This is a genomic window from Streptomyces sp. NPDC026673, from assembly GCF_040638135.1.
In the GTDB taxonomy this organism is placed as follows: Bacteria; Actinomycetota; Actinomycetes; order Streptomycetales; family Streptomycetaceae; genus Actinacidiphila.
On sequence record NZ_JBEZXR010000019.1, the window covers coordinates 106783 to 120959 of the forward strand.

Annotated in this window: 13 protein-coding genes; 5 read left to right on the forward strand and 8 right to left on the reverse strand. The window is 74.4% G+C overall.

The window, feature by feature from the left end; genetic code table 11:
* Positions 1-9: 9 nt before the first annotated feature.
* Together AB0F62_RS16220 and AB0F62_RS16225 are read left to right on the forward strand one after the other, a co-directional pair.
* Positions 10-786, forward strand: coding sequence for an SDR family oxidoreductase (locus AB0F62_RS16220; RefSeq protein ID WP_361798203.1), 777 nt, complete (start codon positions 10-12; stop codon positions 784-786).
* Positions 787-803: 17 nt separating this feature from the next.
* Positions 804-1769 (forward strand): SDR family oxidoreductase, encoded by a 966-nt coding sequence (locus AB0F62_RS16225; protein WP_361798206.1) that lies wholly within the window; start codon positions 804-806, stop codon positions 1767-1769.
* 79 nt (positions 1770-1848) lie between these two features.
* Here AB0F62_RS16225 and AB0F62_RS16230 read toward each other — a convergent pair whose 3' ends face one another.
* The 3 genes from AB0F62_RS16230 to AB0F62_RS16240 form a co-directional block, all read right to left on the reverse strand.
* Positions 1849-3006 (reverse strand): acetyl-CoA C-acetyltransferase, encoded by a 1158-nt coding sequence (locus tag AB0F62_RS16230; protein WP_361798209.1) that lies wholly within the window; start codon positions 3004-3006, stop codon positions 1849-1851.
* A 34-nt stretch (positions 3007-3040) separates the two neighbouring features.
* On the reverse strand, positions 3041-3676 hold the full coding sequence (locus AB0F62_RS16235) for a TetR/AcrR family transcriptional regulator (protein WP_361798265.1): 636 nt from the start codon (positions 3674-3676) through the stop codon (positions 3041-3043).
* 76 nt (positions 3677-3752) lie between these two features.
* Positions 3753-4538: an SDR family oxidoreductase gene (locus AB0F62_RS16240; RefSeq protein WP_361798212.1), complete on the reverse strand. Its 786-nt coding sequence runs from the start codon at positions 4536-4538 to the stop codon at positions 3753-3755.
* Between the two features lie 47 nt (positions 4539-4585).
* On the opposite strand from AB0F62_RS16240, the gene AB0F62_RS16245 reads away from it, so the two are divergent.
* The gene (locus AB0F62_RS16245) at positions 4586-5734 is read left to right on the forward strand and encodes an acyl-CoA dehydrogenase family protein (RefSeq protein ID WP_361798215.1); all 1149 of its coding nucleotides are present in this window, start codon (positions 4586-4588) and stop codon (positions 5732-5734) included.
* Entirely contained in the window at positions 5731-6711 is a 981-nt protein-coding gene (locus AB0F62_RS16250; RefSeq protein ID WP_361798218.1) for an acyl-CoA dehydrogenase family protein, read from the forward strand. Before AB0F62_RS16245 ends, AB0F62_RS16250 begins: the two co-directional genes overlap by 4 nt.
* Before the next feature lie 66 nt (positions 6712-6777).
* Here the strand turns inward: AB0F62_RS16250 and AB0F62_RS16255 are convergent, their stop codons facing one another.
* Together AB0F62_RS16255 and AB0F62_RS16260 are read right to left on the reverse strand one after the other, a co-directional pair.
* Positions 6778-9498, reverse strand: a complete 2721-nt coding sequence (locus tag AB0F62_RS16255; RefSeq protein ID WP_361798268.1) for a SpoIIE family protein phosphatase — start codon at positions 9496-9498, stop codon at positions 6778-6780.
* 176 nt (positions 9499-9674) lie between these two features.
* Complete coding sequence (locus tag AB0F62_RS16260) at positions 9675-10301, reverse strand: histidine phosphatase family protein (protein WP_361798221.1); 627 nt, start codon at positions 10299-10301, stop codon at positions 9675-9677.
* Between the two features lie 375 nt (positions 10302-10676).
* Here AB0F62_RS16260 and AB0F62_RS16265 point away from each other — a divergent pair, with 375 nt between their 5' ends.
* Entirely contained in the window at positions 10677-10994 is a 318-nt protein-coding gene (locus AB0F62_RS16265; protein WP_361798224.1) for a hypothetical protein, read from the forward strand.
* Between the two features lie 75 nt (positions 10995-11069).
* On the opposite strand, the gene AB0F62_RS16270 is transcribed toward AB0F62_RS16265, so the two are convergent.
* The 3 genes from AB0F62_RS16270 to AB0F62_RS16280 all read right to left on the reverse strand — a co-directional run bounded on the left by AB0F62_RS16270 (position 11070) and on the right by AB0F62_RS16280 (position 13474).
* Positions 11070-12392 (reverse strand): RNA polymerase sigma factor, encoded by a 1323-nt coding sequence (locus AB0F62_RS16270; protein WP_361798227.1) that lies wholly within the window; start codon positions 12390-12392, stop codon positions 11070-11072.
* A gap of 60 nt (positions 12393-12452) precedes the next feature.
* Complete coding sequence (locus AB0F62_RS16275) at positions 12453-12818, reverse strand: YciI family protein (RefSeq protein ID WP_361798230.1); 366 nt, start codon at positions 12816-12818, stop codon at positions 12453-12455.
* A 179-nt stretch (positions 12819-12997) separates the two neighbouring features.
* Complete coding sequence (locus tag AB0F62_RS16280; protein ID WP_361798233.1) at positions 12998-13474, reverse strand: hypothetical protein; 477 nt, start codon at positions 13472-13474, stop codon at positions 12998-13000.
* Between the last annotated feature and the right edge of the window lie 703 nt (positions 13475-14177).

Here is a 14177-nt window from a genome sequence, read left to right on the forward strand (position 1 = left end):
TACTCCGGCGTGAGCATGACTGTCGATCTGTCGGACCGGGTCGCCGTCGTCACCGGCGGGACGCGCGGTGTCGGCGCCGGCATCGCCCGCGCCTTCGCCGAGGCCGGTGCCCGCGTCGTGGTCTGCGCCCGCCGTCCGCCACCCCAACCACCGCCTCGCGAAGCCGACTTCCGCGCCGTGGACCTGCGCGATCCGGGCGCCACCGCGGAGGTCCTCGGCGCGGTGGCGGAGGCATACGGGCGCATCGACGTCCTGGTCAACAACGCGGGTGGGACCCCGTACCGGCTGCTCGGCGAGGCGGGGCCCGAACGGCACGCGCGCGTCGTCGAGCTCAATCTGCTCGCGCCGCTCAACGCCTCCCTTGCCGCGTACCGGGTGATGTGCCGTCAACCGGAGGGCGGCGCGATCGTGATGATCGGCAGCGTCAGCGGGGGCCGCCCCTCACCGGGCACCGCCGCGTATGGAGCCGCCAAGGCCGGCCTGGAGAGCCTGGCGCGCTCCATGGCCGTCGAGTGGGCCCCGCTGATCCGGGTCAACACCCTTGTGCTCGGCATGGTCCGTACCGAGTCGGCGCATCTGCACTACGGCGACGAGGACGGCGTCGCCGCGGTGGAGCGGACCGTGCCGCTCGGACGGCTCGCGGAGCCGGGGGAGGTGGGCGACGCCTGCGTCTTCCTCGCCTCCGAGCGCGCCCGCTACGTCAGCGGCGCCAGTCTGCATCTGCACGGCGGAGGGGAGCCCCCGGCGTTCCTCGCCGCGGCCCGGAACGTAGGCGGAGCGGGATGACGGGAGAGCGAGACGGGATGACCACAGAGGGCGGCGGGGCGACCGGCGGGGACGGCGGGACGAGGGGCATCTGCGCCGGACGGGTGGTCGCCGTGACCGGCGCGGGGCGCGGGCTGGGGCGGGCGCACGCCCTCGCCTTCGCCGCCGAGGGCGCCGCGGTCGTGGTGAACGACCTCGGCGTCGGTCCCGACGGCGCCGGGGGATCGGCCGCCCCCGCGCACGGGGTCGCCGCCGAGATCCGCGCCGGGGGCGGTGCGGCCGTCGTGCACGACGGCGACATCGCGACCCCCGCGGGCGCCGCCTCACTGGTCGCCACCGCCCTGGAGGCGTTCGGGCGGCTCGACACCCTGGTCAACAACGCGGGCTTCCTGCGCGACCGCATGCTCGTCAACCTGGACGAGGACGACTGGGACGCCGTCCTGCGGGTCCATCTGACCGGGCATTTCCTGCCGCTCCGGCAGGCTGCCGCGTACTGGCGCGCGGAGGCGCGGGCGGGCCGCACCCCTGACGCGCGGGTCGTCAACACCACGTCCGGGGCCGGACTGCTCGGCAGCGTCGGGCAGGGCAACTACGCGGCGGCCAAGGCCGGCATCGTCGGCCTGACGCTGGTGGCCGCCGCCGAACTCGCGCGGTACGGGGTGCGGGTCAACGCCGTGGCCCCGGCGGCCCGGACCCGGATGACCGAGACGGTGTTCGCCGACGCCATGGCCGCGCCGGGCGCCGGGGCCTTCGACGCCATGGCGCCGGAGAACGTCTCACCGCTGGTCGTCTGGCTCGGGTCCGCGGGCTCCGCCGGTGTGACGGGGCGCGTCTTCGAGGCCGAGGGCGGCCGCCTGACGGTCATGGAGGGCTGGCGGCCGGGCCCCACCGCCGACCGGGGCGCCCGCTGGACGCCCATGGAGGCGGGGGAGGCCGCCGCGAAGCTGCTGGCGGCGGCGGAGCCCCCGGGGCCGGTGTACGGGGCGCGGGCGGCGGCGGGGTAGGCGCCGCGGGGTAGGCGCCCCGCCCGCCTCCCCGGATCGCCCCGCCCCTGGATCGGCCGCCGTCCCGGTCCCGCGGCGCTCAGAGCCGTTCGATGATCGTGACGTTGGCCTGGCCGCCGCCCTCGCACATGGTCTGGAGGCCGTAGCGCCCGCCGGTGCGCTCCAGTTCGTGCAGCAGGGTGGTCATGAGCCTCACGCCGGTGGCGCCGAGCGGGTGGCCCAGCGCGATGGCGCCGCCGTTGACGTTCACCCGGCCGGGGTCGGCGCCGGTCTCCTTCAGCCAGGCGAGGACGACGGGCGCGAACGCCTCGTTGATCTCGACCAGGTCGATGTCGTCGATGGTCATGCCGGTCTTCTTCAGGGCGTACGCGGTCGCCGGGATGGGCGCGGAGAGCATGCGGATGGGGTCCTCGCCGCGTACCGACAGATGGTGGACGCGCGCCCGCGGGGTGAGCCCGTGCTCGCGGAGCGCGCGCTCGGAGGCGATGAGCATGGCCGAGGCCCCGTCGGAGACCTGGGAGGAGACGGCCGCGGTCAGCCGGCCGCCCTCGACCAGGGGTTTGAGGCCGGCCATCTTCTCCGCCGAGGTGTCACGGCGCGGGCCCTCGTCGACGGCGACGCCCGCGTACGGGGCGAGTTCGCGGTCGAAGCGGCCCCCGTCGATGGCGGCGACCGCGCGCCGGTGGGAGCGCAGCGCGAACTCCTCCATGGCCTCGCGGGTGATGCCCCACTTCCCGGCGATCAGTTCCGCGCCGTGGAACTGGCTCACCGGGGTGGACCCGTAGCGGGCGCGCCAGCCCTCCGAGCCGGCGAAGGGGCCGTCGGTCATGCCGAGCGGCTCGACGGCCCGGTGGTTGGCGTAGCCGATGGGGATGGCCGACATGTTCTGGACGCCGCCCGCCACGACGAGGTCCTGGGTGCCCGACAGCACGCCCTGGGCCGCGAAGTGGACGGCCTGCTGGGAGGAGCCGCACTGGCGGTCGACGGTGACGCCGGGAACCTCCTCGGGTAGTCCCGCCGCCAGCCAGCTGGTGCGGGCGATGTCGCCGGACTGCGGGCCGACCTGGTCGAGGCAGCCGAAGACGACGTCCTCGACGGCGGCCGGGTCGACGCCCGAGCGCTCCATCAGCGCCGTCAGGATGTGGGCGCCGAGGTCGGCCGGGTGGACCGCGGACAGCCCGCCGCCGCGCCGTCCGACGGGGGTGCGGACCGCTTCGACGATGTAGGCCTCGGTCATGACTGCTCCTCCGTGTCGACCGGGTGTCGCTCTGTCATTCCCGGACGGCGACGCCGTCCAGCACCATCGACAGGTACTGCCGGGCGATCTCCTCGGGGCTGTGCTGCCCGCCCGGCCGGTACCAGGACGCCGCGACCCAGACCGTGTCGCGGATGAAGCGGTACGCGAGCCGCGGGTCGAGGTCGGTGCGGAACACCCCGTCGGCGGCGCCGCGTTCGAGCGTTCCGAGCCACAGCCGCTCGAACCTGCGCTGCGACTCGGCGAGATAGGCGAAGCGCGGCTGGGACGCCGCCAGCTGGCGGGCCTCGCGCTGGTAGATCGCGACGGCGTCCAGATGCCGGTCGATCTCCCGGAAGGACTCGGTGACCAGGGCCTCCACGGTCTCCCGGGGACCGAGGCCGGCCGCGAGCACGCTGTCGTACCCGGCCCACAGCTCGTCGAGGAAGGCCGACAGGATCTCGTCCAGCATCGACTCCTTGGAGTCGAAGTGGTAGTAGAGGCTGCCCGCGAGGATCCCCGCCTCGTCCGCGATCCGCCGGACGGTGGTGGCGTTGTAGCCCTGCGCGGCGAACACCCCGGCGGCGGTCGCGAGGAGTTCGGCACGGCGCCCGTCGGAGGGCGCCCCGGCGCCCGCGGGGCCCTTGGCGCTCTTCGGCGTGGTGGGTGACATGGTCTTCGGCGGGGTCTTCGACGTCGTCTTCGGCGTGGTTTTCGGCGTGGTCTTCGGCACGGGGATCATTCTCGCTTCACGCGTGCTGACTGCTCACGGGGACGGTCTCCCCGGTCATGTAGGAGGAGTAGCCGGAGGCCAGGAAGACGATCACGTTGGCCACCTCCCATGGCTCGGCATGGCGCCCGAAGGCCTCGCGCGCGGTCAGCTCCTCCAGCAGTTCGGGGGTGGTGACCCGCACCAGGTGCGGGTGCATGGCGAGGCTGGGGGAGACGGCGTTGACCCGCACCCCGTACGCCGCCGCCTCCACCGCCGCGCAGCGGGTGAGCGCCATGACCCCGGCCTTGGCCGCGGCGTAGTGCGCCTGTCCGGCCTGGGCGCGCCAGCCCACGACGGACGCGTTGTTGACGATGACCCCGCCGGTCCCGGCGGCCTTCATGCGGCGCAGGGCGGCGCGGGTGCAGCGGAAGGTGCCGTTCAAGGTGACGTCCAGGACCCTCGCCCACTGGCCGTCGGTCATCTCGGTCAGCTCGGCGGTGCCGCCGAGACCGGCGTTGTTGACCACGATGTCCAGCCGTCCGTGCCGCCGCTCCGCGAGGTCGAGGAGGGCCGCGATCTGGGCCTCGTCCGTGACGTCGCAGGGCAGCCCGGCGACCCGGTCCGCGCCGAACTCCTCCGCGAGCGCCGCCGCGCACTCCTTCAGCCGCCGCTCGTGGGCGTCGCCCAGCACCACCCGGGCGCCCTCCTCCAGCAGGCGCCGGGCGGTCGCGCCGCCGATGCCGGCGCCCGCGGCGGCGGTGACGACCGCGGTGCGGTCCGCCAGCAGCGCGTGGCCCGGCTCGTACGGGGGTGGTGGAGTCACGCCACCGACGTTAATCTACCAAACACTTGTTAGGGAAGGGGGAGCGGGTGGATCTCGACCTCACCCCGGAGGAACGGTCCTTCCGGGAGCTGGCCGGGGAGTGGCTCGCCGCGCACGTCCCCGCCGTCCCGCTGCCCTCCCTGGAGACCGCCGAGGGCTTCTCCGCCCATCGGGCCTGGGAGCGCCGGCTGGCCGCGGACCGCTGGTCGGTGGTCTCCTGGCCCGCCGCCTACGGGGGACGGGACGCCTCGCTCGTCCAGTGGCTGCTGTTCGAGGAGGAGTACCACGCCGCGGGGGCCCCCGGGCGGGTGGGCCAGAACGGCGTCGCCCTGCTCGGCCCGACCCTCCTCGAACACGGCACCCAGGAGCAGCGCGAACGGCTCCTGCCGCCCATGGCGCGCGGCGAGGTCGTCTGGGCGCAGGCCTGGTCCGAGCCGGAGGCGGGCTCCGACCTGGCGTCGCTGCGCTCCACCGCCACCCGCACCGACGGCGGCTGGCTGCTGCGCGGCCAGAAGACCTGGTCCTCCCGTGCCGCCTTCGCCGACCGCGCTTTCGGGCTGTTCCGCAGCCACCCCGACGCACCACGCCCGCACCAGGGCCTCACCTATCTGATGTTCGGTCTCGACGCGCCCGGTGTGACGGTGCGCCCCATCGGCCGTCTGGACGGCAAACCGGCCTTCGCCGAACTCTTCCTCGACGAGGTCTTCGTTCCCGACGCCGACGTCGTCGGCGCCCCCGGCGACGGCTGGCGGGTCGCCATGAGCACGGCGGGCGACGAGCGAGGTCTCACCCTGCGCAGCCCCGGCCGCTTCACCGCGGCCGCCCGGCGTCTGGCAGCCCTGTGGCGGGAGGGCGGCATGGACGCCGACCCGGCCGCCCGGGACCGCGTCGCGGACGCGCTGATCGGTGCGCGCGCCTACCAGCTGGCGGCCTACGAGGGCGCCGCGCGCGGGGCGGCGGGAGAGGCGCCCGGCGCCGGATCCAGCCTCACCAAGGTCTTCTGGTCCGAGCTGGACATCGCGCTGCACGAGACCGCGCTCGACCTGCTCGGCCCGCTCGGGGAGGCCGCCGACGGCCCCTGGGCGCAGGGCTGGGTCTTCGCCCTCGCGGGGCCCGTCTACGCCGGCACGAACGAGATCCAGCGCGACATCATCGCCGAGCGGCTGCTCGGGCTGCCGAAGGGACGCCGTCCATGAGGTTCCTGCCGACCGCCGAGCAGGCCGACTTCACCCGCACCCTCGACCGCATGCTCGGCGCCGCCGGCACGCCGGAGACCGCCCGGGCCTGGGCCGCGGGGGAGCACGCCCCGGGGCGTCGCCTGTGGGACCGGCTGGCGGAGGCCGGGCTCTTCGCGCTGGCCGTCCCGGAGGCGTACGACGGCTACGGGCCGCGGCCCGTCGAGCTCGCCCTCGCGTTCGTCGAACTGGGCCGGCACGCCGTCCCCGGCCCCGTCGCCGAGACGGTGGCCGCCGCCGCCCTCCTGGACGCGCTCCCGGATCCCGGTCCGGCCAAGGAGTGGCTGCCCCGTGTCGCCACCGGCCGGGCCGTGCTGACCCTCGCGGCGCCGGAGGGCGGCCACGCCCTCGACGCCGACGCCGCCGACGCCGCCCTGCTCGTGGCCGGCGACCGGCTGCTCCTGGCCCGCGGTCACGGTCCCGTCCGCGCCTCGCTCGACCCCGCCCGGCGACTGGCCCGCCCGGAGCCCGGCACCGCGGCGGTGCTCGCCGCCGGGCCCGCCGTCCGGGCCGCGGCCGCCCTCGCCGCCGACCGGGCCGCCCTCGTCACCGCCGCCCAGGCCCTCGGTGTCGGCCTCTCGCTGCTGACGCGTACGGTCGGGCACGTACGGCGGCGCCGGCAGTTCGGGGTCCCGGTCGGCTCCTTCCAGGCCGTCAAGCACCGGCTGGCCGACACCCTGATCGCGCTCGAGTTCGCCCGGCCGCTGCTGCACGGCGCCGCAGTGACCGGTACGGGGGCCGACATCGCCGCCGCCAAGGCCGCCTGCGGCGAGGCCGCGTACACCGCGGCGCGCACCGCGCTGCAACTGCACGGCGCCCTCGGCTACACCGCCGAGTACGAGCTGTCCCTGTGGCTCACCAAGGCCCGCGCGCTGCGCTCCGCCTGGGGCTCGCCGGCGCAGTGCCGGGCCCGCGTCCTGGCGGAGACACCCGTCTGAGCACGGCGGTCAGGGCGGGCCCACCGGGCCCACCGGTCCCAACGGCGGTCCCGGCGGACCGTGCGCTCAGCGCGTCGCGGCGTCGACCGCGTCCGTCAGCCGCGCGCCGTTCGCGTCCTCGGCGTCCTCCGCGCCCTCCGTCCAGGGGGGCAGCGACTGCTCCGCCCAGATGACCTTGCCCTCGGCGGTGTACCGGGTGCCCCAGCGCTCGGCGAGCTGGGCGACGAGGAACAGCCCGCGGCCGCCCTCGTCGGTGGTGGCCGCGTAGCGCAGATGCGGCGAGGTGCTGCTGCCGTCGGACACCTCGCAGGTCAGGGTGTGGTCCAGCAGCAGCCGGACCCCGATGGGCGCCGAGCCGTAGCGGATCGCGTTGGTGATCAGCTCGCTGAGCACCAGCTCCATGCCGAAGGCCAGCTCCGACAGGCCCCACTCCTCCAGCTTCTCCGCCACGGCGGCCCGCATCCCGGAGACGGCCGCGGGGTCGACGGGCACGTCCCACTCCGCGACGTGGTCGGCGGGGGTGGCCCGGGTGCGGGCGATCAGCAGCGCCACGTCGTCCTTCGGCCGGCCCGGCAGCAGCGCCTGCAGCACGGCCTGGCAGCTCTCCTCGGGCGGCCGGTCGGGGTGGGCGGCCAGGGCCTGCTTCAGCATCTCCATGCCGACGTCGAGGTCCCGGGTGCGGTCCTCGATCAGCCCGTCGGTGTACAGGACCAGCTGGGTGCCCTCCGCCACCTCCAGCTCCGCCGTCTGGAACGGCATGCCGCCCAGCCCCAGCGGCGGTCCCGCGGGCAGGTCCGGGAACTCCACGCTGCCGTCGGGGCGGACCAGGGCGGGCGGGTGGTGCCCGGCCCGCGCCATCGCGCACCGCCGCGAGACGGGGTCGTAGATCGCGTACAGGCAGGTGGCGCCCATGACCCCGGCCCCGACGCCGGTGCCGGACTCGTCCTGGTCGATGCGGCCGACCAGGTCGTCCAGGTGGCCGAGGAGCTCGTCGGGCGGCAGGTCGAGGGTGGAGAAGTTGTGCACCGCGGTACGCAGCCGTCCCATCGTGGCGGCGGCGTGCAGCCCGTGGCCGACGACGTCGCCGACGACCAGCGCCACGCGGTTGCCGGGGAGCGGGATCACGTCGAACCAGTCGCCGCTGACCCCGGACTGGGCCGGCAGGTAGCGGTGGGCCACGTCCAGGGCGCTCTGCTCGGGCAGCGCGCGCGGCAGCAGGCTGCGCTGCAGGGTGACGGCCAGGGCGTGCTCGCGGGTGTAGCGGCGCGCGTTGTCGATGTTGATCGCGGCGCGGGCGACCAGTTCCTCGGCGAGGGAGAGGTCCTCCTCGTCGAACGGCTCCGGCTTCTCCGACCGCCAGAAGTTGGCGATGCCCAGCACCACGCCGCGGGCCTTGAGGGGGGTGGCGATCAGCGAGTGGATGCCGTACTCGATGATCTTGCGGGTGCGCTCCGGCTCCTGCGCGAGCCAGCCGTGATCGGTGGAGAGATCGGCCACGACCTCCGAGCGGCCGCTGCCGAAGCCGCGCGCCTGCGGGGTGGAGGGCAGGAAGTCGATCAGCTTGCCGAGCGGGTAGAGCGGGGCGTCGGTGCGGATGCCGTTGACGGCGGTGCGGCGCATGTCGGAGCCCGCGGTGCCGCTGGGCTCCTCGCCGCGCAGTACGGGGTCGGCCAGGTCGACGGTGACGAAGTCGGCGAAGCGGGGCACGGCGACCTGGGCCAGCTCCTCGGCGGTGCGCACCACGTCGAGGGTGGTGCCGATGCCCAGGCCGGCGTCGTAGAGCAGTTTCAGGCGTTCCCTGGCGGCCTCGGCGCGACCCGAGAGCGCGCGCAGTTCGGTGGAGTCCCGCAGGGTCATGACCGAGCCCTTGGGGCCGCCGTGGCTGTTGGTGGGGCGCTGGTTCACCGCCAGCAGGCGCTCCCCGGCCGGGAGCACCTCGTCGGTGGCCACCCGGCGGGAGGTCAGCAGCTCGACCGTGTCGGGATCGAGTCCGGGCAGGTCGCCGACGCGCCGGCCCTCGGCGTCGGGGGCGAGGTCGAGGAGCCTCTTGGCCTCGTCGTTGGCGAGCAGCAGCCGTCCGTCGTCCCCGACGATGAGCACGCCCTCCCTGACCGAGTGCAGCACCGTGTCGTGGTGCTCGTACATCCGGGTCATCTCGGCCGCGTCCAGGCGGTGGGTCTGCCGCCGCAGCCGTTTGGCGACGAGGGCCGTGCCGCCCATGGCCAGGGCGAGCGCGGCGGCCCCGGCGCCGAGGATGATCGGCAGCTGCCGGGACACCAGGCCGGTCACGCTCTTCACCTTCATGCCCGCCGACACCAGGGCCACGACCTGGCCGTGCGGGTCGTCGACGGGGTCGAAGACGGGCACGACGGCCTGGACCTCGTGGCCGAGTGGGCCGTGCACGCTCTCCGTGTACACCTTGCCTTCCAGGGACGGCCCGATGGTGCCCACGAACTTCTTGCCGATCCGGTCGGGGATCGGGTGCGTGTAGCGGATCCCGTTGGTGTCCATCACGACGATGAAGTCGACCCCGGCCTCCTTGCGGGCCAGCTCGGTGATGGGCTGGAGGGTCTTGGAGGGATCCGGTTCCTTCAGCACGTCGACCAGGCCCGGGGAGCGCGCGAAGGTGCCGGCCGCCGCGATCGAGCGGTTGACGGCCTCACGCTCGCTGTCGTGCCGGGACTGCAGCACAAGGGCGATGACGCCGCAGGCCACAAGCAGCACGACGATCGCCACCTGCAGGATGAAAACCTGTCCGGCGACGCTCCGCGGGCTCTTCTCGGTCAGTGATCGCACCGATACGCCCCGATTCGGTCGGAAACGTCGACCATGCCGACATTTCTAACACTGCCGCACGGGACGTTCCATAGGCCACAGGGACGCGGTCCCGGGAAGGGGGACCCCGGCGGCGCGGCCGTCCCGGCGCCGGGGCCCGCCGCCCGGGCGGAACGCGGCGGGCGCCGTCAGAAGTGCAGCTCGGCGGGGAAACCGGTCCAGCGCAGCTCCTCCGGAAGATGCCGCATGTCGTTGAAGAGCAGCACGGAGTTCGGGCGGCCGGGCGTGTAGCGGATCACCGTCAGGGCCGCGTTCGCGTGGCTCATGCTGAGCCAGTGCCAGCGTGGCGCGTCCAGCGCGGCCGAGACCAGCCAGCCGATCAGGAAGTCGTGCGTCACCACCAGCTCGTGCACCGCCTTGCCCGCCGCCATCGGCCCGGCGTACCGGGTCAGCGCCTCACGGGCCCGTTGCGGCCCCCACGTCCGCTCCTCGGGACCGAAGCGGTCGAGGAAGCGGGAGAGGTAGTAGGCGCTGTCCGGCGGCAGCTCGGAGTCCGGCGGGAAGTAGGGCGGGTAGTCCCCCGCGAGTTCGTCGGCCGCCACGGGCACCCCGCCTCCCAGCCGCTCGCCGATCAGCGCCGCGGACTGCGCGGCCCCGGGCAGGGGACTGTGGTGGACGGCGGAGACGGGCGACGCCCCCAGCCGCTCGCCCAGGAGCCCGGCCTGCCGGAACCCGTGCTCGGTCAGGCCGGAGCCGTCGGGCAGTGTCTCCGCGTGCCGGGTGAGATAGAGGTAGCGGCTCGCCGTTCCGGTCATGCACGGCCCCTCTCGGGTGTCGACGACGATGGTGGCGCTGCGCGCGCCTCGCACGGGGCCGTACGGGAGGGGTGCCCCGGACGCCGGCGACCCGCGGCGGTCGCATGGGGCGACGCCTTCCGGGCGGTCGCGGTTCCCGCGGTACGGGGGCCGCGCCCCGGCAGGATGATGCCATGAGCGGGTCATGTGTACGGCCGTTCCACGACGGCTCGCCATGCGCGCGCGGAGGCCCGCGCGGGACACCGCGGGCGCACGCCGGCCGCGGCCCCGGTTCCTCACCGGACGCGCGGGCGCGGGCGGTTGGCGTGCGGATGCGGCGTGCGCCACGAGTCGTACGATGAAGACCACGCCGTCGGGAGACCGCGGGAGGCCGCGATGGGCATGACGAGGGCGAACGGCCGCCACTACGGGATGTACGGGCTCGTGGTGGCAGCGGGCGTGGTGGTCGCGGTGGGTCTCGGTGTGCCGATCGGCGCGGTCTTCATCCTCGCCGTGGCCCTGGTGGGCCCCCTGCTGATGCTCGTCATGCTGCACGCGCTGCGGGGCTCCGAGGCCCATCGCCACCCCGTTTTCGGCGCCCTCCACACCACCACCGCCGCCGGCGGTGCCGTCCGCGTCCGGGGGTCCGGCTCCGCGGTCGTGCCCCGGGGACCCGGCGATCCGTCCGGACCGCGGGAGCCGGGGCCCGGCTGACGGGTCCGTGCGGCCTGGCGTCCCCGGCCCGCCGTTGCCCGTCGTCGGTCAACGGCGCTCCGCGCCGCCTTCCTCCTAGCTCCCGGACGCGGGGGCTCCCCCGTCGTCCCGGGCGGCCAGGCTCGCCCGGGCGGCGCGTTCCAGCAGGAGGGCGCGCTCACGCTCGTTACGGGTCAGGGAGGCGGCGCGCAGGAACTCGGCCCGGGCCTCGGTGTACCGGCCGAGCCGCTCCAGCAGATCACCGCGGACGCTCGGCAGCAGGTGGTACCCGCGCAGTGCGGGCTCGCCGGTGAGCCGGTCGACGAGCGCCAGTCCGTCCCGCGGTCCGTACGCCATGGTGACGGCCACCGCGCGGTTCAGTTCCACGACCGGTGTCGGCGTGCGCCGGGCCAGTGTTCCGTAGAGCTCCGCGATCCGCCGCCAGTCGGTGTCCGCGGCGTGCGGGGCCCGGGCGTGGCAGGCGGCGATGGCGGCCTGCAGCGCGTACGGCCCGGGCGGACCGCCCGTCGCCTCGGCGCGTGCCAGGGCGGCGAAGCCGCGGCGGATCAGCAACTGGTCCCAGCGCCGCCGGTCCTGGTCGGCCAGCAGGACGGGCCGCCCGTCCGGGCCGGTGCGGGCCGCCGCGCGGGAGGCCTGGATCTCCAGCAGCGCGGCCAGGCCGTGGGCCTCGGGTTCCTTGGGCATCAGCCCCGCCAGGACCCGGGCGAGGCGGAGCGCGTCCTCGCACAGGGCCGGGCGCATCCAGTCGTCGCCCGCGGTCGCCGAGTAGCCCTCGTTGAAGATCAGGTAGATGACCTCCAGGACGGACGAGAGCCGCTCGACCCGTTCGGGCCCGTGCGGCTGCTCGAAGGGCACACCCGCCTTCGCCAGCGTGCGCTTCGCACGAACGATGCGCTGCGCGACCGTCGCCTCCGGGACCAGGTAGGCGCGTGCGATCTCGGAGGTCGTCAGGCCGCCGAGCAGCCGCAGCGTGAGCGCCACGCGAGCCTCGGTGGACAGCACGGGGTGGCAGGCGGTGAAGACCAGCCGCAGCAGGTCGTCCTCGATGTCGCCGTCGGCGGCGGCCTCCGCCGCCGCGAAGTCCGGTTCGTACGCCCCGCCGTCCTCCAGGCTGTGGCCCAGTTCCCGGAGCTTGCGCGCGAAGACCTCCCTGCGGCGGACGAGGTCGATCGCGCGGTGCTTGGCCGTGGCCGTCAGCCAGGCGCCGGGGTTGTCCGGGACGCCGGCCCCCGGCCACTGCTCCAGTGCGGCGACCAGGGCGTCCTGGGCGAGCTCCTCGGCGACGCCGATGTCGCGCACGATGCGCGCGACACCGGCGATCACCCGGGCCGACTCGATCCGCCACACCGCCTCGATCGTCCGGCGGGCGTCGTCCCTGGCCGAAGCAGAAGCCGTCACAGCCACCCATCAGAGCAGCCGCTCCCGGCGGGGGCAACCGGCCTCCGGGGGTGGCGGGGCTCAGGAGAGCTCCGGCGCCTCCTCGACCTGCCGCAGTTCACAGGTGATCTCCCAGGCGTCGCCGTGGATCCGCAGGAAGCGCTTGGTCCACTCCACGGCCTCCTCCTTCGACTTCGCCTGGATGATCGCGTAGCCGCCGATGAACTCCTTGGACTCGGTGAAGGGCCCGTCGACGACGGAGAGCTTCCCGTGGTCCCAGTGGAGCCGCGTCCCCTCGGACGTCGGCCGCAGGCCGGCCGTGTCCAGCAGGACGCCGGCCTTGGACATCTCCTCGATGAGCCGGCCCATCTCCTCCATCAGCCGCTCGTCGGGGCCGCCCTCGGGAACGTTGTCCTCGTTGATCCGGATCAGGGACATGAAACGCATCGCGCTCTCCTACTCGACGTTCTTCGTGCTTCTCGCGGCGGGGATCCTCCCCGCTCCTGCCTACGCGTCGAACGGGCGGCGCGAGGATCGACACGTCGGCCGAAGAATTTCTCGCACGTCGCGCCGGGGTCCGCCCCGCGCCCCGGACCGGACGCCGAACCGGGCGGCCCGCGGCCGCGTCAGAGGGGGGCGGGAACGCGCGGCAGGGGGCGGGCGCCGGTGGTGAGCACTCCCAGGCAGGCGATGTAGAGATATGCCGGGGCGGTGAGCCGCACGGCGTCCCTGGAGTAGAGCCACTGCGCCGGATGCCGGACCGGCCGGCGGGGGTCGGCGGCCGCCAGCCATCCGCCGCGGGTGAGGAAGCGCAGTCCCAGCGGGGACCAGACGTCCTCGGAGCCGGGCGGCACCAGGAAGTAGAGGAAGCCGCAGCGCCGGTCCCACATGACCGGCCCGACGGGTGCGGAGCCGTCCCGCAGGCGCGCGAGCACCTCGTGGCCGGGCCGTTCGGGGATCCGGACGGCGTCCCAGTCCGCGCCGGCCGGCAACAGCATCACCCTGTTCTTGGCGAGCTCCCACTCGTCGAGGCACCGCTGTGGCTCACCGGCCGCACGGGCGAGCCATGCCGCGAGGGCGGGCCCGCAGAATTCGTCGCACATGGCACTCCCGGGGTTCTGCTGCAAGTGATCGGTGTTCGGACGGTGTCCGGTTCGGGGCCGCCGGCGATGCATATATCTGCTGTCGGCATGTGCGGAGAGCAAGGCCCATGACGTTGAATCACTTGATCGGATGGGGCAAAAGCGGCCAGTTTTGGGCAACCGGGTTTCGGTGGCGATGATCACCTCTAGATTCCGTCCGATGTGACCGGCGCCGGGCGTGACGCGCCGCGTCCCGGCGCGTTGAAGGTACGGGTTTCGGAGGAGGGAGGGCAGTTTTGTCGAGGCTGGATAAAACCGCCCCGGGAAGCGCAGAATCACTGTCAGGATTCCGGGATGCGGACCGCCTTCACGGGAGAACCCGGTGGGGCGGGTGGGCGGAAGCGGGTCCGCGCCGCGTCGTCCATGGCCATCGGACGAGTTGTCTGATGACATTGGACGCTAGCCCCTGGGGCGCCTCGCGGCAAGCACTTCGCGGCAGTTCGGTCCGCCCGGCGCGTTGCGTCGAGGTGAAGGTGCAGGTGAGGGGGTGTGGGTCCGGGTCGGGCGGGTGGGACCGCTGTAGACTCGATCTCACTCGGACGGGTCAACCGACGTGCTAGCAGGAAGAATCCATCCCGTGGTGAACGCACTGCAGGAACTGATCAAGCGCCGGCTGGAGCAGCGGGGCTGGTCGTACGGTGAGGTGGCGCGGCGGGGTGGTGTC

Bases quoted from the DNA above. Each gene is read 5' to 3' on its own strand.
- AB0F62_RS16225 (WP_361798206.1), top strand. From the start codon at position 804: ATGACCACAGAGGGCGGCGGGGCGACCGGCGGGGACGGCGGGACGAGG.
- AB0F62_RS16230 (WP_361798209.1), bottom strand. From the start codon at position 3,006: ATGACCGAGGCCTACATCGTCGAAGCGGTCCGCACCCCCGTCGGACGG.
- AB0F62_RS16280 (WP_361798233.1), bottom strand. From the start codon at position 13,474: ATGTGCGACGAATTCTGCGGGCCCGCCCTCGCGGCATGGCTCGCCCGT.
- AB0F62_RS16275 (WP_361798230.1), bottom strand. From the start codon at position 12,818: ATGCGTTTCATGTCCCTGATCCGGATCAACGAGGACAACGTTCCCGAG.
- AB0F62_RS16250 (WP_361798218.1), top strand. From the start codon at position 5,731: ATGAGGTTCCTGCCGACCGCCGAGCAGGCCGACTTCACCCGCACCCTC.
- AB0F62_RS16260 (WP_361798221.1), bottom strand. From the start codon at position 10,301: ATGACCGGAACGGCGAGCCGCTACCTCTATCTCACCCGGCACGCGGAG.
- AB0F62_RS16235 (WP_361798265.1), bottom strand. From the start codon at position 3,676: ATGTCACCCACCACGCCGAAGAGCGCCAAGGGCCCCGCGGGCGCCGGG.
- AB0F62_RS16265 (WP_361798224.1), top strand. From the start codon at position 10,677: ATGGGCATGACGAGGGCGAACGGCCGCCACTACGGGATGTACGGGCTC.